This window comes from Arthrobacter sp. MYb213 (assembly GCF_002979915.1).
In the GTDB taxonomy this organism is placed as follows: Bacteria; Actinomycetota; Actinomycetes; order Actinomycetales; family Micrococcaceae; genus Glutamicibacter.
Genome location: NZ_PCQA01000004.1, coordinates 133,041 through 155,557, shown reverse-complemented (window position 1 = coordinate 155,557; position 22,517 = coordinate 133,041). Strand labels below are relative to the sequence as shown.

The following is a 22,517-nucleotide window of genomic DNA, read 5'->3' as shown; positions in this document are numbered from 1 at the left end:
GCATTCATTCGGCGCGTCGCTCTTACGCAGAATCTGCTACGCGCAACTAGGTGGCAAAGCAGATTCGCTATTGCGCTCCACGACTTGGGGTTTTGCATCACCGGTCGAAACTTCCACCCGCTTTAACCGCGGATTGTCCCAACCCGCTGTTGCGAGAACATTTGTACCGAGCGCATCAAGGTCACACTTAGACCAGTCCCTGTCTCGCACTTCAATCGCAAGTACACCCGGCCGAGGCTGGCTCCACGCTTCGATGTAATGGTGTGCAATCTCGGGGTTAAAGTCGGCAAAAGTAGACTTCGAGTTGCCATTCAAAAGCAGGTTAATCATATCGTCCGCCCATTCTTGTGCCGGGTTTTCAATCTTGTTGGGCGTTGGCGTTGGAGTCGGGTCCGGAGTCTTGATCGCTTGAACAATTGGAGTTCCTGCGTTGGCTTCGGCGGTTAGCTTTGTATCGTTCTTTAGGAACGTTGGGCTTGTAGCGGAGACAAAAAGTAAAGCAACTATCCCGGCGAGAACAACAAACAATGAAACGCTGCCAATAATGCGTTTTGTTGAGTGTGACACCGGTATCCTCCAGCTAGTTTAGTGCGGGGGCGAGCAAGTAGCCTGATTGCATTACTTCGCAGACCCCACCCTGAAGCCCCTAACCAACGGAAGAAGCGATTTCAGTCTAGCCAATGGGTCGGACTATTTTGAGCAAACCAACCTACCTGCCCGAAACACACGTTGCATCGAGCTCTCACCCAGATTCTCTGTTTATCTGTGCGTTTGCTTCAGTCTCAACGCAAGCGACAACGGCAGCCTGACTTTCTCGGCCTAAAACAACACTGGGTCTGGCTGCGTTTGTCGTTGCGGGTTTTCAAGTTCAAGTAGCTGCAGCTTGGTGGGTAATCCTCCAAGATATCCGCCGAGCGAACCATCGGTGCGCAGGACTCTGTGACATGGCAAGACAATGGGTAGTGGATTGGTCGCGCAGGCGGTACCCACGGCGCGCACCGCTTTTGGTTTACCGATCTTCTCTGCCACCTGCGCGTAGCTCAGGGTCTGCCCGTAGCCGATTTGTCCCAGTTCTAATTGCACGGTTCGGCGAAACTCTGTGGATAGTTGCAGGTCCAGCGGGAGCTGGAATTCGTGTCGTGTACCAGCAAAATATTCATCAAGCTGGCGTGCTACCCCATCGAGTTTTGCAGGTGCCTGAAGGATTCGTGGGCTCACCTTAGTGGCAAGACTTTCAAGGATATGGTCATAGCCTTCGATTTCAAAAGCAACTCTGACCAGTCCGGACTCGGTGCTCGCCAGTAGTAGTTTTCCAATCGGGGTATCCAGCACACGGTAGGAAATGTCGGTCAGCCGTGACTTTTCTGCTTCGGCTTCCAGACGCGAATGCAGTTGGGTCAGCAGCGTAGTCTCCTCGGCGTTGGGGCCGGAATTTACCTTGTCAATATTCATCGTTTAGCTCCCGGGGCTTGTGCCTCATCCAGCTTGCTTCGTAAGTTTTTGATTCCGTCGGCCGCCGCTCTTCGGGCGGCTTCCGGCGTACCCGACAGCACCTCGGCAATCTGCGCATAACTTAATCCGCCAAGATACCTGTAGGCGATTACTAGCCGTTGTTTTTCTGGCAGCGTTTTAACCACTTGCCAAAGTTCCAGATTTTCTAAATTCTGTGCCGGAGTCTCGGAGTGGACGTCGTCGCCAGCGTCAACCTCAGCTTGCACGATTTCGGGTCGATGCTTACGCAGTTCGTCGATTGCTTTGCGGTGGGCAATGCGCACCAGCCAGGCCTGCACGTTGGCTTCCTGGTCCAACTGCGGATAGGCCTTCAGCGCCGAGAGGAAAGTTTCAGACCAGGCATCTTGAGCGCGGTGCTCATCGAGTAGCGCGCGGCACACTCGCAGGACGCTAAGTCCATGGGTCTGCACGACCCGTTCGAATGGTTGCTTCATGTGGCTCCTCGTTGGCGGCTGTCACTAGGTAAACGTACCGTGTGGCCATTATGTGAGGTGCGTGAGCTAACTTTTTCAAAAACTTTTTTGTTGCCACATTTTAGTGAGCGGTGACGAGGCCTAGTTCTTCACGCAGTTCATGCATCCGGTCAAGATCAATTTCCAGTAACTCCCCGTTAGTCACTCCCTCATGGATACGTACCCCGGCGAGCGCGTCACGCACAATCCGCATGGCAGCTCCATGACTAACGACCAAGATCTTTCGCCCAGGGTTCTCCTGCACTAAAACAGACAAGGCACCAAGCATGCGGTGCAAGACGGTCTCCCTGTCTTCGGTCTCAGCTGCAAGAGTCGCCGCTTCGGCCTCGCTAACTTCAGCCATGATCCGGCCTTCAAGTGGGCCGAAGCCTCGCTCAATCACGTCGCCGACCGGCGCTGCATGTTCAACGTCAAGTTCTGCTGCGATCAGCAAGGCCGTTTCTTGCGCCCGTAACAGCGGAGAAGCGACAACCAGGTCCCAATTCTGTCCGCTCAGGTCCCTGCCAAGCTCCCGCGCTTGCGCGCGACCGGTGTCGTTCAATTCGATATCGGTGCGTCCTTGCATGCGTCCGGCAAGGTTCCAGTCGGTCTGCCCATGCCTGATCAAAGCTAACGCTGTATCCATAGCTCGAGCATAAGCTAACTTCTAAGCCATGCCCGAATCAGATTCCTCCTTCAAGAATCGAAACGTTAGGACTCATAGTTGGGTCATTCAAGGACATATTGACAGACTGTTACTAACCATCCCGAGCGGCCGAGAGATCTGGTTTGATGACGCCGCAGCAACCTGCCACAACCGGTGGACTAGGTGCTACCGCCAGAACCGATGGAGCTGCTTTCCACTGAGTTTCAGGGGTTAAGCGACATTGATCCGGGATTCCTGCCGAAGCATCAATCGACAAGGAGTCGTACGCCACCATGGCTGACCACAAGTTTGGATTTCGCACCCGCGCACTACACGCCGGCGGCACCCCCGACGCGGAGCATGGCGCACGCGCCGTGCCGATCTACCAGAGCACTTCATTTGTTTTTAAAGACACCGATGACGCGGCTAATCTTTTCGCACTGCAAAAGTACGGGAACATTTACTCGCGCATTGGTAACCCCACGGTGGCAGCTTTCGAGGAACGCATGGCGTCACTCGAAGGCGGTATCGGCGCGGTAGCTACCGCTTCAGGCATGGCTGCTGAGTTTGTCACCTTCGCGGCACTGGCTCAGGCCGGGGACCACATTGTTGCTTCCTCCAAACTCTATGGAGGCACCATCACCCAGTTGGACGTGTCTTTGCGCCGTTTCGGGATCGAGACTACTTTCATCGATTCCAATGACGCTGCAGATTTTGAGGCAGCAATCCAGGAGAACACCAAGGCCGTTTACACCGAGATCGTGGCAAACCCTTCGGGCGACATCGCTGACCTCAAGGGTCTGGCAGAGGTCGCGCACCGCCACAACATCCCGCTGGTGGTTGACTCGACGCTGACCCCGCCATACCTGTTGCGCCCCATTGAACATGGCGCGGACATCGTGATCCACTCGGCCACCAAGTTCATCGGAGGGCACGGCACCACCTTGGGCGGTGTAGTCATCGAGGCTGGCACATTCAACTGGGGCAACGGCAAGTTCCCCACTATGACCGAACCCGTACCAAGCTACGGCAACGTGTCCTGGTGGGATAACTTCGGCGAATACGGATTCCTGACCAAATTGCGTAGCGAGCAGCTACGAGACTTCGGTCCGTCCCTGCCTGCGCAGTCTGCATTCCAGTTGTTGCAGGGGCTGGAAACTCTGCCACAGCGCATGGATAACCACCTGACCAACGCGAAGCAGGTCGCCGCGTGGCTCGAAGCCGATGACCGCGTCACCTACGTCAATTACGCAGGGCTCGAATCCCACCCACAATATGCCCGCGCCGCCGAGCTACTGCCTATGGGCGTTGGTTCGGTCTTCAGTTTCGGAGTAAAGGGTGGACGCGAGGCCGGCACCAAGTTCATCGAAGCTTTGCAACTAGCAAGCCACTTGGCCAATATCGGTGACGCGCGCACCTTGGTACTACACCCTGGGTCCACCACCCACCAGCAGCTGAACGCCGAACAGATGGTTGCCGCAGGAGTTCCGGAAGATCTGATTCGTCTCTCCGTCGGTTTAGAAGATGTTGAAGATATCCTTTGGGATCTAGACCAGGCATTAACTGCTTCCCAGAAAAACGCAGCCAAGCTGGATGCGGCTCCTACCTATGACGGCGCTGCCTGCGCCGTGCCAGCAGCTTCGAAGGGAGCAAACTAATGAGCACTCAGCAACGTACTTGGCAGGGCCCTGGCGCCGCAGAACGTCTGAACATTCTGCATGAAACAAAGTCCATTGCTATCGTTGGTGCCTCAAATAAGCCATCACGCGCCAGCTACTTTGTCGCCACTTACCTCTTGTCCTCCTCGAAGTACAAGGTATATTTCATCAACCCGGTGCTGGACGAGATTCTCGGGCAGCCGGTCTACAAGTCATTAGCTGATCTGCCGGAGACCCCTGACTTGGTCGAGGTTTTCCGTAAACACGATGACCTTCCCACCGTGCTGGATGAAGCGCTGGCTGTGGGCGCGAAAACCCTGTGGTTGCAGCTTGGTTCGTGGCATGAGGAGGTTGCCGCACGCGCCGAGGCTGCCGGGATGAATGTAGTCATGGACCGCTGCGTCAAAATTGAGCATGCCCGCTTCCATGGTGGGTTGCGTCTTGCCGGGTTCAACACCGGGGTAATCTCCTCTAAGCGCCAGCTACTGGCCTAGAGTTCTACATATTTGCATTCTCGCTGGAGCCTGTGGTGATATCACCACAGGCTCCAGCTTATTTGAGCTGGCATCCTCACCGTTCCAATCCCCCGCCCGGAAGCATCACATGATGCTGGGGCGTGAAATCACCTATTTACATAACGATTCAGCGGATTTTTATTGCCTGCCGGGTGGTCGAATTGATTTCAGCTGGGGAAGGCGAAAAGGTGAATACATGCCTTCCCGTTCCCGCGTCAACGCGGTTATTTCCGTACTTTGCTGTGTCCTTTTCCTCACCAGCTGCGGTTCTCCAATAACCCAACAGGCTTCCCGGGCAGGCCACGCGGTTGCAGGATTCTTTGCCAGTACGTCTTCCGCCCGAAGTGAAGGCTCCATGCACGTTGAACGGGCTTCGGATTACAGTGCAGTTCCTGCAGTCCAGGCTCCGGTCACCGCGATGGTGCTCAAACCACAGCCTCGCGTAGATTGTGAAAAGGCCAAATGCGTAGCCTTGACCTTTGATGATGGTCCAGGGAAGTACACCGCATCTTTACTGGACATGTTAGCCAAGGAAAACGTCCCCGCAACCTTCTACATGCTCGGTCAGAACGTTGCCAACTTTTCCGGGGCCGTAAATCGCATGGCGTACGAGGGTCACCAGTTGGGCAATCATACTTTTGATCACCGAAGCTTGCCCGGCCTGTCCGCAGAAGAAATCAAGAATGAACTCGCCGCGACCGAATCGGCCATTCGCAAGGCGACCGGGTTGACGCCGGATACTTTACGTCCGCCGTATGGGGCTCATAATTCCGCCGTTGACCAACTGGTGGGCACCCCGATGGTGCTCTGGGATGTCGATACCTTGGATTGGCAACACCATGATCCGAAGAAAACCGTAGATCTCGCGATGGCTCAGGCACACTCCGGGTCAATTATTTTAATGCATGACATCCACGACAGCTCGGTCAAAGCGGTACCGGAACTGGTCAAGCGACTCAAGCATGAAAAGTTCACCTTGGTGACGGTCAACGAACTCTTTGAGGGAACTAATTTTGGCGGTAAAACGGCCTACACTCGGCGCTAACGCCAGGACATTCAGCGTCATCATATGCAGAAAAACCCACTCAAAAACAGATAAACCCAAAAGTTCTTTACAAATTCGCTTGACGATCCCACACAATCGGACATAAAGTCATGGAAACACAGATTCATGTGTTGCATGTCATGACTTTATGGAGGCGTAGATGTTTGCCGAGGAAAGACACCGGCTAATCACCGATCAGCTTGCCGCCGAGGGGAAAGTAACCGTCGCGCAACTGGCTGAACGCTTTGAGATTACCGCGGAGACCGTTCGCCGCGATCTAGCCCAGCTGGAGTCTGAAAATCTCTTGCGTCGTGTACACGGGGGCGCTGTCTCCATCAGTGAGGCAAGCACCCGCGAAGAAAGCTACATGGCACGTACCGCCATCCACGCTGAGGCCAAGGCACGTATCGCACAACGCGCACTCAGCCTGCTGCCGGTCTCCGACGCTTCGGTCATCCTAGATGCCGGGACCACCACAGAATTCCTTGCCGAACGCATGGTCAAAACCAATACAGGATCCGGACTTGTGGTGATCACCCACGCGCTTCCAATCGCCACGGCACTGGTGCAAAGCCCAGAGATTGCCTTGGAACTGATTGGCGGACGAGTTCGCGGAATTACCGGTGCCACCAGTGGTGCCCGCACCGCGCAGGAATACTCCAACTACCGCGCCGACATTGCCTTCATCGGAACCAATGCCCTGCATGCCGATTTCGCATTGAGCACTCCTGACCCCTTAGAAGCCGCGGTTAAAACCGCCTTGATCGCAAGCGCACGCCGCGTAGTGCTCCTCGCCGATAGCTCAAAATTTGACCAAGAAACCCTGGTTCGCTTTGCGCGTTTGAACGCCATAGACACCCTGGTGACCGACAGCGCACCACAAGGTGATCTCGCTGCGGCCTTGGAACTCGCCGAAGTCGAGGTAGTTGTCGCATGATCATCACACTGACCTGCAACCCGGCGCTGGATAAAACCATTGAATTACAAGAGCCGCTAGCTCACGGAGCTGTCCAACGCGCCGCAACCAGTCATACCCAGGCTGCCGGCAAAGGCGTAAACGTCAGCCGCGCGCTTTCCGCGGCTGGAGCCAAGACTCACGCGCTACTACCCGGCGGAGCTAATGATCCACTCATCGCCGCGCTACGTGGTGACGGACTAAACTTCACCGCACTGCCCATCGATGAAGCGCTGCGCACCAACATCACCTTGACCGACCCGGATGGCACCACCACCAAAATCAACGAGTTAGGCCCGAACTTGAGCGCCGAGGCGGTGTCCGCATTGAGTGCGTTAGTACTTGAAGCAAGCACCGAGGCTAGTTGGCTGGTGATGGCCGGCTCGCTACCCCCAGGAGTACCGGCAGACTTCTACGCGCAGCTCACCGCCACGCTTCGCGATTCGCTGGGCACCAATTGCCCGAAGATCGCGGTGGACACCTCCGGGGAACCGTTGCGTCAGCTTTACGCTCACACCGCAAAGCACATCCCGGACCTCATCAAGCCAAACGCTGAGGAGCTGGCAGATCTTGTCGGCGCCACGCTCAGCGAAAAACAGCTCGAAACCTCCGCGCAGCTGACCGCAGAAACCTGCCAAACGCTGCTTGAGCGCGGAACCGGCGCCGTGCTGGCAACGCTCGGAGCCCACGGCGCGGTACTGGCCACAAGCCAGGGGGCATGGCACGGCTGGCATGCACCCATCGCCGCCCGAAGCACCGTAGGAGCTGGAGATTCTTCGCTGGCAGGATTTCTGTTGGCGGCCATTTCTCAGGGTTCACCGGAGCAATGTCTTAGCTCGGCCATCGCCTACGGGGCAGCGGCAACTTCGCTGCCCGGTTCGACTATCCCCTCACCATCTGACCTCACCGCGGACGCCGTCACCGTCGTCTCACTCAACCCAAGGCAAGGATCATAGCAATGAGCGACCTGATCACCACCCAGCTCGTCACCCTCGACGCACACTTGGGCACCTCGACCACCGAGGTGATCAATCACCTGGCGAACCTAGTAGCCAAGGCGTCCCGCGCTACCGATGCATCGGCTTTGGCCGAACACGCGTTGGCCCGTGAAGCAAAAACCGCCACGGGAGTACCCGGCGGCATCGCAATTCCACACTGCCGCTCAGCCGCCGTCACCACCCCGACCCTGGCCATGGCACGATTGGCTACCCCAGTAGATTTTGGGGCCAAAGACGGTCCGGCAGATCTGATCTTCTTTATCGCTGCCCCAGAGGGCGCCGATAAAGAGCATTTGAAGCTGCTCTCCAAATTGGCTCGCGCGCTGGTGAAGAAGAGCTTCACCGCAGCACTTCGCGAGGCAAGCAGCGCCAGTGAAATCGTCGAGTTAGTCTCCGCGGTGATCTCCGAGAATCCCACGGCTCCTGCCGCCGCCCCGGTAGCAGCGCCGGCATCAACTACCGACCCATCACGCGCAAAGGTCGCCAAGATCGTGGCGGTCACCGCATGCCCCACCGGCATTGCCCACACCTACATGGCGGCCGACTCGTTGGCACAAACCGCCGAAGAGCTAGGCATTGATTTTGCCGTGGAAACTCAAGGTTCTTCGGGTTCCACCGCCTTAGATCCTGCAATTATTGAAGCTGCCGACGCGGTGATCTTCGCCGTCGACGTTGATGTACGTGACCGGGCACGCTTTGCCGGCAAGCCATTGATTCAGGTTCCGGTTAAGCGCGGTATCGACGAGCCTGAGAAACTTCTCAAGGATGCCATCGCGGCAGCTAGCGATCCGCAAGCACGCCGGGTGCCTTCCGCTACGGCCTCGGCCGAATCCGAACAGACCAATGACAAGCAAGGTTTCGGCGCACAGCTCAAGCGCGCGCTGTTGACCGGCGTTTCCTACATGATTCCGTTCGTGGCCGGCGGCGGCTTGCTGATCGCCTTGGGTTTCCTCCTCGGCGGTTACGCGATCACCGACGTGGCAGACCAGTACTTGACTGACAACACGCTGTTCAACCTGCCAGATGCAGGGCTCATGGCCTACCTTGGAGCGGTCGCATTCAAGATCGGTGGCCTGTCCATGGGCTTCCTGGTTCCCGCTCTGGCTGGTTACATCGCTTATGCCTACGCAGACCGCCCAGGCATTGCCCCGGGCTTCACCGCAGGTGCGGTGGCAGGCTTCATGGGTGCCGGGTTCCTTGGCGGTATCGTCGGTGGATTGATTGCCGGCCTGGCCGCTCGCTGGGTCAGCTCCTGGAACGTTCCACGCTGGTTGCGCGGACTGATGCCAGTGGTGATCGTGCCGCTGCTTGCATCCATCATCGCCTCGGGTCTGATGATCCTCTTCCTGGGCGGACCAATTGCGAAGCTCACCGAAGCACTCAACTCATGGCTCTCGGGTATGTCGGGTACCGCAGCTGCGATTCTTGGTTTGATCCTGGGCCTCATGATGGCCATCGACTTGGGTGGACCGGTTAATAAGGTTGCCTACGCCTTCGCGGTAGCGGGACTGGGCGCCGGTTCACTGACGGAAAATCCTGCCCCACTGATGATCATGGCAGCTGTGATGGCCGCGGGTATGGTGCCACCATTGGCCATGGCCTTGGCTACGACGGTTTCCCCGAAGCTATTCACCGGAGCCGAACGCGAAAACGGCAAGGCTGCTTGGTTGCTCGGTGCCGCGTTCATCTCCGAAGGCGCTATTCCCTTCGCCGCGGCAGACCCATTGCGTGTCATCCCTGCTTCGATGGTGGGCGCCGGAGTGACCGGTTCGTTGATTATGACCTTTGATGTGGTCAGTCAGGCACCGCACGGCGGAGCATTTGTCTTCTTTGCAATGAATAACACCTGGCCGCTGTTCCTGTTAGCCACCGTCATTGGCACGCTCATCTCCGCTGCACTGGTGATTATTCTGAAGAAGTTTGTTCGTAAGACTGCGGTGCCAAACGTTGAAAGCGTCAAGGTTGCAGCATGAGCACGCACAAGGTAGAAAAGTTTTCCGGGGTAGGCGTCAGTGCAGGCCGAGTCATCGGTACCGTACGTCGTATGCCCGATGCGATCCAAGCCCCCGCCGACGGCGCACCGCTTCCTGAGGGTGCCACTATCGACAGTGAAACCGCCCGTTTGGCCCAGGCCACTCAAGCGGTTGCCGCGCAGCTCAAGGCACGCGCCGCACTGGCTACCGGGGACGCGCAAGCGGTGCTCAAGGCCACCGCACTCATGGCGAGCGACAAAAGCCTATTGAAGTCCGCAACGAAGCTGGTTGCCTCGGGCACCTGTGCGGAGTCGGCTCTCTGGGAGGCCGCCGATGCGGTAGCCACCCAACTGTCCGCACTCGGTGGCTACATGGCCGAACGCGCCGGCGACGTACTCGATGTTCGCGCCCGTATCGTGGCCGAGCTACGTGGGGTGCCTGCCCCGGGTATCCCCGATTCGGAAACCCCCTTTGTACTCGTAGCCGTTGACCTAGCGCCGGCAGATACCGCTACCCTAGATCCGGCGAAGGTCTTGGCTCTGGTCACCAGCGATGGCGGGCCACAGTCCCACACCGCGATTATTGCCCGTTCCTTAGGGTTGCCGGCTATCGTGGCGGCCAGCGATACCACCGCCCTGGTTGATGGCGACGTAGTCTACGTGGACGGAATTGACGGTCTCGTGGTGCGCAACCCCACCGAGGTTGAATCAGCGACCGCACGCACCTACGCAAATCGTGAGCAGCTTCCGGAATTTGATGGCCGAGGAGTACTGGCTGATGGCCACCGCGTTCCCCTGCTAGCCAACGTAGGAAGCGGCACCGATGCGCAGGCTGCGGCCAAGGCAGGTGCCGAAGGCGTAGGCCTATTGCGTACCGAGTTCTGTTTCTTAGGACGCGAGAAGGAACCATCCCATGAGGAACAGGTAGCCGCCTATGGTGCGGTTTTTGAGGCCTTCGCGCAGAAAAAAGTTGTGGTCCGCACCCTGGATGCCGGGGCCGACAAACCGCTTCCGTTCCTCACCGATTCGACGGAGCCAAATCCGGCACTCGGTGTTCGCGGCTACCGCACGGACACCACTAGCCCCGGAGTCCTTGCCCGTCAGCTCACTGCGATCTCTGAGGCCGCCGCCAACCACCAGGCCGAGGTCTGGACCATGGCACCAATGATCTCTACGCCTGCCGAGGCCCAAGATTTTGCGGCACTGGTACGCACGGCAAACCTCGCAACCGCTGGAGTGATGATTGAGGTTCCCTCGGCCGCGCTGATGGCCGAGCGGATCTTGGAACGCTGCGATTTTGTCTCTATCGGAACCAACGATCTGACGCAATACACGATGGCCGCGGATAGGCAGCTGGGCTCACTGGCTGAACTGAATGACCCGTGGCAGCCGGCCGTGTTGCACATGATCGCGGCCACCAGTGCCGGGGCACAGGGCGCCGGTGCTAAACCGGTGGGAGTATGCGGCGAAGCCGCGGCAGATCCTGCGCTCGCGGTAGTACTTGTGGGACTGGGCGTTAATACCTTGTCCATGAATAAGCGCGCACTTTCCCCGGTCGCCGCGGTGCTACGCACCGTGGACTTGGCTACCGCTCAAAAATTGGCGCAGCTTGCCTTGCGGGCCGCGTCAGCTGAGGAAGCCCGAAGCTTGGTACGTGCGCAGTTGCCCGAATTGGATCGCTTCGGACTCTAACAACTCCAGGGTCACCTGCCTTAGGATTTTGAATTACCACCTATGTTAAAAGGAGCCGTCATGGCAGAACGTACAGCAATCATTGGAAGTCGAGTTGGCCTTCACGCCCGTCCGGCTGCAATCTTCGCCGAAGCCGCCGGCGAGCTTCCGGTCGAGGTCACCATCGCGTTGGAAACAGAACCTTCCGAGGACGCATTAGATGCCTCAAGCATTCTGTCGCTCATGGGCTTGGGCGCCGAATACGGCACCAAGGTTGTGTTGCGCGCTGAGGGTGAAGGAGCCGAAGAGGCTCTGGATCAACTGGTGAAAATCTTGGAGATTGACCACGACTCGGAGTAAAACACCTTGTTCATGCAAAGCCCGCGCTTGACCTTTAACGGTGAGGCGCGGGCTTTGGTTTTAATTCCAGATTACTGATTGACAAAATTCAATCAGTGGATGGATGATTGATCCTACGCGCAAGTTGTAGGAGCTTCTCATGGGTAGGTTGCATGACTCAATGCTGCGCCTCGTTAAGCCATTCACCCACAGGGACTATGCGCTCTTAGCGAGCGCATTAATTATTTCCACCTTTGCCGCCGGCATGTGGGCGGTGGCAATGGTCTATCAGGTACGTCGCTTAGGCGGCGGGCCCCTAGAGCTGTCCGTGGTGGCCACCTCAAACGCTGTGGGGCTACTTGCCTTAGTGCTGCTCGGCGGCATTTTGGCCGACAGATACTCCTGTCGAAAAATAGTCATCTTGGTACAGCTACTGTTGGTGCTCATCATGAGCGTGACAGCCCTACTGGCACTGACTGGCGCCATCACCCTATGGCACCTCATGCTCACCAGCTTCCTCGCCGGTGCCGGATCAGCATTCTTCTTCCCGGCATATTCCGCACTATTGCCTCGCATCTTGCCCCCGAAGGATCTACTGGCCGCCAACGGTCTTGAGGGTATGGTCCGGCCGGTAGTGCACACGGCTCTGGGACCGATGGTTGCGGGTTTTCTTGTTGCCGCGATTTCCCCGGCGCACGCAATTGCCACAATCGCGCTGTGTCATGTGATCGCTATCTTTGTTCTGCGCCGCATAGCGCACCGCAAAGAATACGACGCCCCGGAGCCTGCCGACTCTACAGTTGTAGCGCCCAGCGTACTGCGCCAGTTACGCGAAGGCGTGGGCTATACGATGCGTACCAGCTGGTTGCGTTGGACGTTGATCTTTTCGGTGATTTCAGTATTCACCTTTATTGGACCTTTTGAGGTGCTGCTGCCATTTATCGTCAGCGATCATCTAGGCGGGGATGCAAAACTCTTTGGCTACACGCTGGCCTTCTTCGGGGCCGGTTCGGCGATCGGTTCGTTGTTGATCGCCTCGGCGAAGTTCCCACGTCGATACCTGACCCTAATGACCGCTTGCTGGTGTTTAGGCACATTGCCGCTGGCCGCGGTGGGTTACGTGGATGCCGCGTGGATGTTGTTCGCGATTCTCTTACTTTTCGGGATTACCGATTCGGCCGGAATGGTCATCTGGGGAACCTTGTTGCAACGCCGGGTGCCGAAACATTTATTAGGTCGTATTTCCAGCCTGGATTTCTTTGTTTCCTTAGCATTAATGCCCTTGTCCATGGCTGTAGCCGGGCCGCTAAGCCAGGTGTTGAGCCTGCAAAGTATTTTTGTGATCGCAGGGACCGCCTCGCCAATCTTCGGGCTGCTCGCTTGGTGGGCTGGACGTTTTGCTCGTGATGAAATTGAGCATCCGTTGCACTCAACATCGGAAACGCAGGCAAGCTTATAGCTAGCGCCTTGACCCTCACCGCGTTCCCTATGCACTGGCTACGAAGTCACTGAGCGAAGGCGTGGCAGTTTTGCGTTGCCACCGGATGAGCGAGAAGCTGAATAGATGAGCATGTCTTCCAGCGTCATCCTTCGGCTCAGCGCACTGTTTCTTGGCATTCTCCTGCTCGCAGGTTGCGCCTCCCAGCCATCCGAACCACAGCCCGAGCCCGTTGCCACGCCACCTGCAGTGGACTGCGCAACCACCAAATGCGTCGCGCTAACCTTCGATGATGGCCCCGGAGAGTACACAAATCGCCTACTCGATGAATTGTCCGAACAGCACACGCCGGCCACATTCTTTGTACTGGGCAAGAACGTGAAGAAATACCCCAAGACGCTTAAGCGCATGGTTGACGAGGGGCACCAAATAGGCAGCCACACCTTTGACCATAAAGACATCACTAAGTTAACCGCCGAGGGTATTGAACACGAGGTGCAGTGGACCGATGAGGCAATTGAACAAGCCGCCGGCGTGAAACCGCAGATTCTTCGTCCGCCTTATGGCACCCACGGCGCCGTCTATGACTGGCTGATCCCCTACCCACTGGTGTTGTGGGACGTTGACACGCTGGATTGGAAACACCACGACCCACAAAAGACCGTCAAAATTGCCCTCGAAGAAGCCAAGCCCGGCTCGATTATTTTGATGCATGACATTCACGAGAGCTCGGTCAAAGCGGTGCCACAACTAGTGAGCAAACTTCACGATGCCGGATACACCCTGGTCACCGTGGACCAGCTATTCGCCGGAACTGACTTTAAGCCAGCAAAGGCCTACGACCATCGAATTAAGACGAACCCCTAAGGGGCCTGCTCGGCATAAAATCTGAGCTGATCAAGCATGTCCCCTTCGGCTTCACGGACCGACCTGGCAAGCTCTTCACACTCTTGAACGCCTAAATCCGGGTTAATTACCGCAACCTGAAGCACCACTTCGGTGTATCCGGCATCGTCTTTCAGATCAAAACGATAGGACAAGCCATCCGGGTTCTCAGAGGTATGTGCCACGAGCAAACGATTTTCGATTAGATCATGGATTTCATAACGTCGCTCGTGTCCACCCACCCGATAGATCAAATTCGTGCCAACGCGCAACTGCACGTCATCCGAATGCATGGTGGCGATACCCGGCATCCACAAGGGAGCCGCGGTCCAATCGGTCAACAATTCCCAGACACGGTGCACCGGCAAGTGAATCACCACGGTGCTTTCAAAAACACTGAACTGGCTCATACTCGAATCGTCCCACTCCCATGCATTTAATGGAATACCACCGCTCAACTCGCTTGACCCTCGGCCCCAAATAACAGAAAAGCCAACCGGTGCGCGGGAGCGCGCATCGATTGGCTTATGCAGTTGTTGTACTGGGTTTACCAGTCTTCTTCGTCGTCGGCCTCGGAAGTACCCAACTCGGGCTCCTGCTCTTGGTCGAAGTTGTACCAAGCTTCGGTGAATCCAACCATCTCATCCAGTGCTTCTTGCTGATCTTCGTCGAGGGCTTCTAGCGCCTCGGCATTGTTGAGGATCGCGCTGATTGCTAGGAAAGGGTGACGTTCAAAGTAGTCCAGTGGAGTAGCTTCACGTGTGAAGGTCAGGTTTTCACTTTGCGCAAAGAGATCTATGTACTGCGCAACGGCAGCCGGCATACGGGTGAGGCTAATACCGGAAAGGGACTCGTTGTAGATTTCGGCAGTGGCATCAGCCCACTGCTCAATGAGCTCTTCGCTCATTTGTGCCATCAGATTCTCCGACTTGGTGCGTAGGTTTAGGAATGCTCACATCTTGGGTAAGAATTCAGCTTAAACCTTCAGACCGAGCATGCCAAGACGATCAAGGTGTGATTTATCCTTGGTCGGCCTACTACCGTCGGCGAATGGCGAACCTCCACTGGCCGACGGTAGTACGTCGCAGAAAGCCTTAGTAGGCTTTCACCCCTTGCTCAACGATCAGGTGGATCAGGGCAAAGGTCTTGTCATTGTCGATTGCGGCAAGCGCCGCAGCCACGGCGGCAGGAACGTCAGCGTCGTTCTCCACGCGCACTCCGTAGCCACCGAAGGACTGTGCCATCAGAGCGAAATCCGGGTTTTTCAGCTGGGTACCGGATACGCGATCCGGGTAATGGCGTTCCTGGTGGGTGCGGATGGTGCCGTATTGCTGGTTATCCATGACAACCACCAGCGGGGTGGCACCATATTGGGCGGCGGTAGCAAGCTCTTGGCCGTTCATCATGAACTCACCATCGCCGGCAATACTGACCACGCGGCGCTGTGGGTAGGACAGTGACGCGGCCACCGCCGAAGGGATGGAGTAGCCCATCGAGCCGTTACGTGCCGAGAGCATTGAGGCGTAACCGTTGGTGGGGAAATAGCGGTGCGCCCAGTTGGTGTGTTCACCGGCGCCGAAGGTGACCATGGCATCTTCGGGAAGGGCGTTAACCAGATTTGCCATCAAGGTATCCATCTTTGCCTGGCCTGAAGTTGGTATGGAAGGCGGCAACTGGGCAAATTTTTCTTGTTCGCCGCGCATGCGTCCGGTCCATTCACGCCATGAATCTTTTACCGGCAGGTCCATCAGCAACAGGTCACGAACGAAGACATCAGGTTTAGCCACGATCTGATGAGAGACCGGACCGGACCGGCCCCTAAGTGATGGGTCGATGGTGACCAGGAAGTTCTTCTTGTCCCAGTTTTGACGGACGTTAAATCCATCGGTGATCACGTCTCCCGGTACGGTGCCAACGAAGATCAACAGATCCGTTTCTTCCAGCAGGTCATAAGTTGGCTTGGGCCTGCCGTACCCAATTGGCCCTACATAGGACGGAGAGTTAAACGGCACGGTGCCTTCGCAACGCCATTCGGCTGCCGCCGGTAGATCATGATCTTCGAGCCAGCGGGTGAAGTCAGCTGCACCTTCGTGGGTCCAGTCATTACCACCGAAGATAAACAGTGGCTTATCCGCTTCCTGCAGTGCGCCGTGTAGCGCCTTCCAATCGGTGACGGTCATGCCCCCGGTGGCCACCGGGATTTCCGGGTGCAGCGTGGCGGAAACCTCGCGGGTGATGATGTCTTCGGGCAGACCAACAACTACCGGACCAGGGCGGCCGGACATCGCAGCAAACATTGCTTCGGCGACGACTTCGGAGGCTCGATCCGGGTGATCCAAGACCATCACACGTTTAGCGCCGGTCCCGAACCAGGCCCGCGGATCAAACTCCTGGAAGGCTTCCTTGCCGCGGTGCTCAAAAGGAATCAGGCCTACGAACAGCACCAAAGGGGTAGAGTCCTGCCATGCGGTGTGCAATCCTACGTGGGCATTAGCGGCGCCCGGACCACGGGTGACCATCGCGATGCCCGGACGCTGGTGCATTTTTCCTTCTGCCTCGGCCATGTACGTGGCTCCGCCTTCGTGGCGGCAAACAACTGTGTCAATAGTCGAATTATGCAGACCGTCAAGGACGTCTAGGTAGCTTTCCCCGGGGACAACGTAGGCACGCTCCACGCCATGGGCTACAAGGGTGTCAACAATGACATGTCCGGCCGACTTCTTTGTCGACGGCTGACCATTTTCACTCATCTTTTTGGCGTCTTTCTATCGAATAAAAGTCTTGGTTCGCGGATACGAAAAAAGGTGCCACAAGGCACCAGATGCAACGTTGCGTCGTCGTGAAACAGTACTAGAGGCCGGTGAGCAATGCACGAAGTTACGCATTTACTACGCAAATATGACATCTTGCTTAGAAGGACTGCATATCATAAGGCAAATTGTCTATAAATTTCCCACAGATAAGTCAGTGTGTTGCATCACAGTCATAATCGCGGTCTGCCGCTCCGTGGCACCCTCAGGGCCATGTGGGACCAAGCCCCTTCATGAAGGCAGTAACGAGCGTGACGTGTTTGACGACACATCCATCCAGCCAATAGCCTATTGAGCAACTAATGTTTCCTCTCGGTAATCCTCGACTATCCGACCTCATAGAACACGAGCCCAATTCATGGAATACATCAACGGAGTAATCGTTGCAGCGTACCTAGCGGCAATGCTGCTCTTCGGGTGGTGGGGCAAGTCCCGCACCAAGAACAGTAGTGACTACCTCGTCGCCGGACGCCGACTCGGCCCGTTCCTCTACACCGGCACCATGGCGGCAGTAGTATTGGGCGGCGCGTCGACAGTGGGTGGCGTAGGTCTGGGCTATAAATGGGGCATCTCCGGCATGTGGCTAGTCGTTGCCATCGGGGCCGGAGTGATCTTATTGTCTCTGGCTTTTGCCCCCACCTTGCAACGCCTCAAGGTCTTTACCGTTTCGCAAATGCTCACGCTACGCTATGGCAGCAAGTCCGCCACCAACACCTCGGGCATTGTCATGCTCGCTTACACTTTGATGCTCTGCGCAACATCAACCAGCGCGTATGCGACGATCTTTGTGGTTCTCTTCGGCTGGGAGAAGTGGCTAGCCATCGCGATTGGCGGCGCCATTGTGGTCGTCTATTCCACCATCGGCGGCATGTGGTCCATCACCCTGGCTGATCAGGTGCAGTTCGTCATTAAGACGGTAGGCATCTTCTGCCTGATGCTGCCTTTCGCATTAAACGCCGCAGGTGGCATGGACGGCATCCGTGAGCGCGTAGATGCAGAGTTCTTCAGTTTCACTGGCATCGGACTGCAATCGATCATCACGTACTTTGTCGTATACACGCTGGGTCTGCTGATCGGTCAGGATATCTGGCAGCGCGTATTCACCGCGAAGAGCCCCAAGGTAGCCCGCTGGGGCGGAACTACCGCCGGGATTTACTGCATCATCTATGGTGCCGCGGGAGCAGTGATTGGTATGGCCGCCAAGGTCGCACTGCCAGACATTATCGGGGCAGATACGAATAAGGACGTCGTCTACGCGGAAGTTGCCACCCAGCTGCTTCCCGTAGCCGTCGGTGGCTTGGTGATGGCAGCGGCAGTGGCCGCGATGATGTCCACCGCCTCCGGAGCTTTGATTGCTGCGGCCACGGTGGCTCGCACCGACGTCACTCCATTTGTTGCCAGCTGGTTTGGTAAGTCCATCAGCGTCAATTCCGATGAAAACCCAGAACATGATGTGCGGGCGAACCGCATCTGGGTATTGATACTTGGAATCGTGACCGTATCACTGGCAATCCTTGTGGATGATGTGGTTGCCGCACTCACGATCGCCTATGACATCTTGGTCGGCGGGCTGCTGGTGGCCATCATTGGTGGATTGCTGTGGAAACGTGGAAATGGCATTGGCGCAGCAGCGTCAATGGCCGCCGGCACGCTGGTCACACTGGGCACCATGATCATTCTAGAGATTCAGGCCGAACAAAAGTTCGACGGCGTCTACGCCAACGAACCAATTTATTTTGGACTCATCGCCTCCGCAGTCACCTTCACCGTCATTTCATTGCTCACCAGGCCTACCCCCGCGCAGGTCATTGAACATTGGAATCAACGCGTCGCAGGTACCGCTGAAGTTGAAGGCGTCGACGCAGGCGTCAAATAACAACTACTCTCGGCTCACCTCTGGCGAGAGCAATGCAGGCCCGGCGGAATTTTCCGCCGGGCCTGCATTGCTCTTCCCAGAAATTCTCTGGGACTAAAGAGTTAGTCGTTGATCAGATCGTGGCGCACAATGGTCTGATCGCGGTCTGGGCCTACGCCAATGGCGGAGATTCGAGTGCCGCTGATCTTCTCAAGAGCCAGAATGTAGTTACGTGCATTTTCTGGCAAATCTTCCATGGTCCGTGCCCCAGAAATATCCTCGGTCCAGCCTGGGAAGTACTCGAAGATCGGCTTCGCGTGGTGGAACTCGGTCTGCGTCATCGGCATCTCGTCGTGACGCACACCGTCAACGTCGTAGGCCACGCACACTGGAATCTGCTTAATGTTTGTCAGCACATCCAGCTTGGTCACGAAGTAATCGGTGAAGCCGTTCACGCGCGAGGCGTGACGAGCCAGTACCGCGTCGTACCAACCACAACGACGTGGGCGTCCGGTGTTAACACCGAATTCTCCGCCGGTGGTCTGCAGGTAGATGCCCATGTCGTCGAACAGTTCGGTAGGGAACGGTCCGGCACCCACACGGGTGGTGTAAGCCTTGATAATACCGATCGAACGGCTGATTCGGGTCGGGCCAATGCCGGAACCGACCGAGGCGCCGCCGGCGGTAGGGTTCGAGGAAGTCACGAACGGGTAGGTGCCGTGGTCAACATCCAGGAAGGTTGCTTGGCCGCCCTCCATGAGGACCACCTTGCCCTCATCCAAGGCGTTGTTCAGTTCGAAGGTGGAATCGATCATCAACGGGCGCAACCGGTCCGCGTAGGACAGGAAGTACTGCACAATGTCCTCAACGATCACGGTGCGACGGTTGTAGATCTTCACCAGCAGTTCATTCTTCTGGCGCAGTGCACCTTCAACCTTCTGGCGCAGGATCGACTCATCAAAGACGTCCTGTACACGGATGCCTAGGCGTCCGACCTTATCCATGTAGGCCGGGCCGATGCCGCGTCCGGTGGTGCCAATGGCACGCTTACCCAAGAAACGTTCGGTGACCTTGTCCATGGTCTGGTGGTACGGAGCGACCAGGTGAGCATTAGCCGAGACGCGCAGCTTCGAGGTGTCGGCGCCGCGAGCTTCCAACCCTTCGATTTCTTCGAAGAGGGCCTCAAGGTTCACCACACAACCGTTACCGATAATCGGAATGGCGTTAGGCGACAAAATGCCGGCCGGAAGGAGCTTTAGCTCGTACTTCTCACCGCCGACAACCACGGTGTGCCCGGCGTTATTGCCGCCGTTTGGCTTGACTACATAGTCGACCTGCCCACCGAGTAGATCGGTAGCCTTGCCTTTACCTTCATCGCCCCACTGGGCTCCGACGATCACGATTGCTGGCATGGGATCCTCCCCCTTGCATAAAGCAGCGGTTGCGGCGTTCTTCACGCCGTCCCGGCACGGTGCCGGGCAAAAAATATGCCCCTGTACTTCTCACTTGACCCAAAGGGAGCAATGTAAGAGTTAGGGGCTCTTACGACCAAAGTTTACCGAAACGATTAGTGAATCTCGAGCTCAGATGACGGTTGTCGGTGTTATTCATAGATATCTACTGTTTTCTCGCGCAAACTTGACTCTGACACAGTGTGAGGGCGGAGAACTAAAGCATGTTATCCATCGGGGCGTTTGCACAGATCGGTCAGGTAACCCACCGCATGTTGCGGCATTGGGACACGTCCGGTCTGCTCATACCAGCCCATGTAGACCCGTTCAGTAGTTACCGTTCCTATGACCCATCGCAGCTTCAGCGTTTGCATCGAATTGTTGCCTTGCGCGAGTTGGGTTTTGGGTTGGAGGAAATTTCCCTGATCCTAGATCAGGGAGCTACCGCGCAGAAAATTGCAGAACTACTGCAGATTCGTCATGCGCAGGTTGAGTCCGAGCATCGGTTGGCCACCCAGCGACTGCTCGACGTGGAACGGCGTCTACGCCTAATCTCTAAGGAGAAGCTCATGTCACACATCGAAATCATCCACAAGTCCCTGCCCGCGGTGCGTCTGCTTGCCGGACGCTTCGCGGTAGCCGAGCAACCTGAAATCGCCGGACGCATCGGTCCGCTTTTCGGCCAGATTGCCGCCGCTCTGGACGGCCAAGAATTTGCCGCTCCTGTCGCCCAATACTCCGGCACGGAGAACGGCATGGAAGTCATTGCGGGTTTCACTACAGACGCTGAAGCCCGTGAAGGTTTCGAGAGTATCGAGTTGCCGGCGGTATCCGAAGCAATCTGCGGGATGCACTTGGGAGCCATGGACACTATCCATGAAAGCTGGCAGGCAGTGCATGAAGAGGTCTTAGCGCGCGGGCTAGTTCCTTCCGGGCCATGCCGCGAACTTTATGTGCGCTCCGAATCTGCAGACCAATCCGATTGGGTGACCGAATTACAGCAACCGGTTAGCGCAGCTTAGCCCACCAGCTGGTGCGGTGATTCTAGTAAATCACCCACCACGCTGTGCGCTGCACCGATCAGGGCACCGGTTTGCCCCAGCGGAGAAAACCTCAGTTGTGCTTGGCTGGCGATGCTTGGGGCATGGGTTGTGAGACTGTGCGTCGTGGCCGGCAGTAGCCACTGCTCTAGGGCTGCAAAGTGTCCGCCAAAAACCACGGTGGATACGTTGAATAGGCGCATCGCCGAGGCCACGGCAACACCCAGTGACTTACCGGCGTCAGCCACAGCAATGCTGGCCGATTCTTGCCCAGATTCCAACGCTTGGTACAGACGCTCAATCCGCTGCTGACGCGAGGCTCCGCGAGCGGCCACCCCAAGGTTTGCCGCACTCAGGATGGCTTCCTGCCCGGCAACCGTTTCTAGACATCCGCGTCCACCGCAGCTGCACGGCTTGCCTTCTGGCTGGACCACCACATGTCCCAGCTCGCCGGCATGTCCCTGTGGACCGGCAAAAAGTTCGGCATCGATAATCAGACCGCCACCAATACCCACCTCGCCGGAGACGAAGAGGAAGTCGCGTTCGGCCGGTCCCATCAGCTGTTGCTGGGCCAGCGCCGAGGCGTTCGCCTCGTTAAAGAGTCGGAAGCGGCTCTTCGTTTCGCGCAGCAGTTTTCGCACGTTCAAGGATTGAGTTTCCCAGCCGAGGTTTGGCGCCTGGAGCACCGTGTAGCTTTTCTCATCGACCAGACCTGGCACTGCAAGTCCACCACCAAGGATCTTCAGATCTTGGGCCTCGGCAGCCTGCTGCATTTGACTGCTGAGCTCGCTCAGAGCATCGATGACCTGTTCAGCGTTAACCCCACGATTCAGGCGCGGAACAATCTGGTGAGTCAGTAGTTTTCCAGATAAGTCCACGAGCCCGGCGGAGATGTAATCGACGTTGATTTCCATGCCGATTACGCAGCGTGCGGGGTTTAATATCAGGCCTACCGAGGGCCGTCCACGTTCTCCGTCTCGGTGTACCCCAATTTCAATCACCAATCCGCTTGCTAGCAGGTCAGCGACCAAGCTGGAGACCGAGGCCTTGGTGAGTTTACTGCGCGTGGCAATGTCCGCACGAGAAAGTCGATGCTCGCTGTGGGCGCCGGCAATGACTGCTAAAACTCTTGCCAGGTTTGCCTTGCGCACATCCCCCACATTTCCGGGCGCATCCAAAGGTGCAGGCTGGGCTTCAGCCGTTGTTTTGCGCATGCCTGCTCCTTAGGAAATCTTGGCCGGCTTATTGCCGTTTCCTATTGACTCTAGCGCATCA

21 protein-coding genes and 1 riboswitch are annotated in these 22,517 nt (G+C 56.9%); of the genes, 12 read left to right on the top strand and 9 right to left on the bottom strand.

All coding sequences use genetic code 11. The features are described 5' to 3' along the window. Positions 1-36: 36 nt before the first annotated feature. The 4 genes from CQ011_RS10980 to CQ011_RS10965 form a co-directional block, all read right to left on the bottom strand. Positions 37-567 carry a hypothetical protein gene (locus tag CQ011_RS10980; RefSeq protein WP_105677769.1) on the bottom strand — a complete coding sequence of 177 codons (531 nt, stop codon included), beginning with the start codon at positions 565-567 and terminating at the stop codon, positions 37-39. Between the two features lie 252 nt (positions 568-819). Then, positions 820-1,452, bottom strand: a complete 633-nt coding sequence (locus CQ011_RS10975) for a methylated-DNA--[protein]-cysteine S-methyltransferase (protein ID WP_105677768.1) — start codon at positions 1,450-1,452, stop codon at positions 820-822. Next, positions 1,449-1,946 (bottom strand): RNA polymerase sigma factor, encoded by a 498-nt coding sequence (locus CQ011_RS10970; RefSeq protein WP_105677767.1) that lies wholly within the window; start codon positions 1,944-1,946, stop codon positions 1,449-1,451. Before CQ011_RS10970 ends, CQ011_RS10975 begins: the two co-directional genes overlap by 4 nt. Positions 1,947-2,046: 100 nt before the next feature. After that, entirely contained in the window at positions 2,047-2,610 is a 564-nt protein-coding gene (locus tag CQ011_RS10965) for a histidine phosphatase family protein (protein ID WP_105677766.1), read from the bottom strand. Positions 2,611-2,723: 113 nt separating this feature from the next. After that, a riboswitch (SAM riboswitch) is annotated at positions 2,724-2,818 on the top strand. Between the two features lie 85 nt (positions 2,819-2,903). Here CQ011_RS10965 and CQ011_RS10960 point away from each other — a divergent pair. The 10 genes from CQ011_RS10960 (at position 2,904) to CQ011_RS10915 (ending at position 14,068) form a co-directional block, all read left to right on the top strand. Continuing rightward, positions 2,904-4,268: an O-acetylhomoserine aminocarboxypropyltransferase/cysteine synthase family protein gene (locus CQ011_RS10960; RefSeq protein WP_105677765.1), complete on the top strand. Its 1,365-nt coding sequence runs from the start codon at positions 2,904-2,906 to the stop codon at positions 4,266-4,268. Beyond that, positions 4,268-4,762, top strand: coding sequence for a CoA-binding protein (locus CQ011_RS10955; protein ID WP_105677764.1), 495 nt, complete (start codon positions 4,268-4,270; stop codon positions 4,760-4,762). Before CQ011_RS10960 ends, CQ011_RS10955 begins: the two co-directional genes overlap by 1 nt. Before the next feature lie 217 nt (positions 4,763-4,979). Further along, positions 4,980-5,828: a polysaccharide deacetylase family protein gene (locus tag CQ011_RS10950; protein WP_181148083.1), complete on the top strand. Its 849-nt coding sequence runs from the start codon at positions 4,980-4,982 to the stop codon at positions 5,826-5,828. A gap of 160 nt (positions 5,829-5,988) precedes the next feature. Next, positions 5,989-6,765, top strand: coding sequence for a DeoR/GlpR family DNA-binding transcription regulator (locus CQ011_RS10945; RefSeq protein WP_105677762.1), 777 nt, complete (start codon positions 5,989-5,991; stop codon positions 6,763-6,765). Further along, positions 6,762-7,739, top strand: coding sequence for a 1-phosphofructokinase family hexose kinase (locus tag CQ011_RS10940; protein ID WP_105677761.1), 978 nt, complete (start codon positions 6,762-6,764; stop codon positions 7,737-7,739). Before CQ011_RS10945 ends, CQ011_RS10940 begins: the two co-directional genes overlap by 4 nt. A gap of 2 nt (positions 7,740-7,741) precedes the next feature. Continuing rightward, positions 7,742-9,754: a PTS fructose transporter subunit IIABC gene (locus CQ011_RS10935; RefSeq protein WP_105677760.1), complete on the top strand. Its 2,013-nt coding sequence runs from the start codon at positions 7,742-7,744 to the stop codon at positions 9,752-9,754. Next, positions 9,751-11,445: a phosphoenolpyruvate--protein phosphotransferase gene (gene ptsP, locus CQ011_RS10930; RefSeq protein WP_105677759.1), complete on the top strand. Its 1,695-nt coding sequence runs from the start codon at positions 9,751-9,753 to the stop codon at positions 11,443-11,445. The genes CQ011_RS10935 and ptsP overlap by 4 nt, the downstream gene beginning before the upstream one ends. Positions 11,446-11,505: 60 nt before the next feature. Further along, positions 11,506-11,784, top strand: a complete 279-nt coding sequence (locus CQ011_RS10925) for an HPr family phosphocarrier protein (RefSeq protein ID WP_105677758.1) — start codon at positions 11,506-11,508, stop codon at positions 11,782-11,784. Between the two features lie 139 nt (positions 11,785-11,923). Beyond that, positions 11,924-13,222: an MFS transporter gene (locus CQ011_RS10920; protein WP_105677757.1), complete on the top strand. Its 1,299-nt coding sequence runs from the start codon at positions 11,924-11,926 to the stop codon at positions 13,220-13,222. Between the two features lie 105 nt (positions 13,223-13,327). Further along, entirely contained in the window at positions 13,328-14,068 is a 741-nt protein-coding gene (locus CQ011_RS10915) for a polysaccharide deacetylase family protein (RefSeq protein ID WP_105677756.1), read from the top strand. Here the strand turns inward: CQ011_RS10915 and CQ011_RS10910 are convergent. From CQ011_RS10910 to CQ011_RS10900, 3 genes are all read right to left on the bottom strand, one after another. Further along, positions 14,065-14,496: an SRPBCC family protein gene (locus CQ011_RS10910; protein WP_105677755.1), complete on the bottom strand. Its 432-nt coding sequence runs from the start codon at positions 14,494-14,496 to the stop codon at positions 14,065-14,067. The two genes, CQ011_RS10915 and CQ011_RS10910, sit on opposite strands and share 4 nt — an antisense overlap. A gap of 137 nt (positions 14,497-14,633) precedes the next feature. Next, positions 14,634-15,002, bottom strand: coding sequence for a hypothetical protein (locus CQ011_RS10905; RefSeq protein ID WP_105677754.1), 369 nt, complete (start codon positions 15,000-15,002; stop codon positions 14,634-14,636). A 178-nt stretch (positions 15,003-15,180) separates the two neighbouring features. Continuing rightward, positions 15,181-16,836: a thiamine pyrophosphate-dependent enzyme gene (locus CQ011_RS10900; protein WP_105677753.1), complete on the bottom strand. Its 1,656-nt coding sequence runs from the start codon at positions 16,834-16,836 to the stop codon at positions 15,181-15,183. 418 nt (positions 16,837-17,254) lie between these two features. On the opposite strand from CQ011_RS10900, the gene CQ011_RS10895 reads away from it, so the two are divergent. Beyond that, entirely contained in the window at positions 17,255-18,772 is a 1,518-nt protein-coding gene (locus CQ011_RS10895; RefSeq protein ID WP_105677752.1) for a sodium:solute symporter family protein, read from the top strand. A gap of 101 nt (positions 18,773-18,873) precedes the next feature. On the opposite strand, the gene CQ011_RS10890 is transcribed toward CQ011_RS10895, so the two are convergent. Beyond that, a complete protein-coding gene (locus tag CQ011_RS10890; protein WP_105677751.1) occupies positions 18,874-20,163 on the bottom strand; it encodes an adenylosuccinate synthase in 1,290 nt (429 codons plus the stop codon). Between the two features lie 263 nt (positions 20,164-20,426). Between CQ011_RS10890 and CQ011_RS10885 the strand changes: the two genes are divergently transcribed. After that, positions 20,427-21,224 carry a MerR family transcriptional regulator gene (locus CQ011_RS10885; RefSeq protein ID WP_105677750.1) on the top strand — a complete coding sequence of 266 codons (798 nt, stop codon included), beginning with the start codon at positions 20,427-20,429 and terminating at the stop codon, positions 21,222-21,224. On the opposite strand, the gene CQ011_RS10880 is transcribed toward CQ011_RS10885, so the two are convergent. Next, on the bottom strand, positions 21,221-22,456 hold the full coding sequence (locus CQ011_RS10880; RefSeq protein ID WP_105677749.1) for an ROK family transcriptional regulator: 1,236 nt from the start codon (positions 22,454-22,456) through the stop codon (positions 21,221-21,223). The two genes, CQ011_RS10885 and CQ011_RS10880, sit on opposite strands and share 4 nt — an antisense overlap. Between the last annotated feature and the right edge of the window lie 61 nt (positions 22,457-22,517).

Bases quoted from the DNA above. Each gene is read 5' to 3' on its own strand.
- CQ011_RS10975 (WP_105677768.1), bottom strand. From the start codon at position 1,452: ATGAATATTGACAAGGTAAATTCCGGCCCCAACGCCGAGGAGACTACG.
- CQ011_RS10970 (WP_105677767.1), bottom strand. From the start codon at position 1,946: ATGAAGCAACCATTCGAACGGGTCGTGCAGACCCATGGACTTAGCGTC.
- CQ011_RS10965 (WP_105677766.1), bottom strand. From the start codon at position 2,610: ATGGATACAGCGTTAGCTTTGATCAGGCATGGGCAGACCGACTGGAAC.
- CQ011_RS10960 (WP_105677765.1), top strand. From the start codon at position 2,904: ATGGCTGACCACAAGTTTGGATTTCGCACCCGCGCACTACACGCCGGC.
- CQ011_RS10955 (WP_105677764.1), top strand. From the start codon at position 4,268: ATGAGCACTCAGCAACGTACTTGGCAGGGCCCTGGCGCCGCAGAACGT.
- CQ011_RS10950 (WP_181148083.1), top strand. From the start codon at position 4,980: ATGCCTTCCCGTTCCCGCGTCAACGCGGTTATTTCCGTACTTTGCTGT.
- CQ011_RS10945 (WP_105677762.1), top strand. From the start codon at position 5,989: ATGTTTGCCGAGGAAAGACACCGGCTAATCACCGATCAGCTTGCCGCC.
- CQ011_RS10940 (WP_105677761.1), top strand. From the start codon at position 6,762: ATGATCATCACACTGACCTGCAACCCGGCGCTGGATAAAACCATTGAA.
- CQ011_RS10935 (WP_105677760.1), top strand. From the start codon at position 7,742: ATGAGCGACCTGATCACCACCCAGCTCGTCACCCTCGACGCACACTTG.
- ptsP (WP_105677759.1), top strand. From the start codon at position 9,751: ATGAGCACGCACAAGGTAGAAAAGTTTTCCGGGGTAGGCGTCAGTGCA.
- CQ011_RS10925 (WP_105677758.1), top strand. From the start codon at position 11,506: ATGGCAGAACGTACAGCAATCATTGGAAGTCGAGTTGGCCTTCACGCC.
- CQ011_RS10920 (WP_105677757.1), top strand. From the start codon at position 11,924: ATGGGTAGGTTGCATGACTCAATGCTGCGCCTCGTTAAGCCATTCACC.
- CQ011_RS10915 (WP_105677756.1), top strand. From the start codon at position 13,328: ATGAGCATGTCTTCCAGCGTCATCCTTCGGCTCAGCGCACTGTTTCTT.
- CQ011_RS10910 (WP_105677755.1), bottom strand. From the start codon at position 14,496: ATGAGCCAGTTCAGTGTTTTTGAAAGCACCGTGGTGATTCACTTGCCG.
- CQ011_RS10905 (WP_105677754.1), bottom strand. From the start codon at position 15,002: ATGGCACAAATGAGCGAAGAGCTCATTGAGCAGTGGGCTGATGCCACT.
- CQ011_RS10900 (WP_105677753.1), bottom strand. From the start codon at position 16,836: ATGAGTGAAAATGGTCAGCCGTCGACAAAGAAGTCGGCCGGACATGTC.
- CQ011_RS10895 (WP_105677752.1), top strand. From the start codon at position 17,255: ATGGAATACATCAACGGAGTAATCGTTGCAGCGTACCTAGCGGCAATG.
- CQ011_RS10890 (WP_105677751.1), bottom strand. From the start codon at position 20,163: ATGCCAGCAATCGTGATCGTCGGAGCCCAGTGGGGCGATGAAGGTAAA.
- CQ011_RS10885 (WP_105677750.1), top strand. From the start codon at position 20,427: ATGTTATCCATCGGGGCGTTTGCACAGATCGGTCAGGTAACCCACCGC.
- CQ011_RS10880 (WP_105677749.1), bottom strand. From the start codon at position 22,456: ATGCGCAAAACAACGGCTGAAGCCCAGCCTGCACCTTTGGATGCGCCC.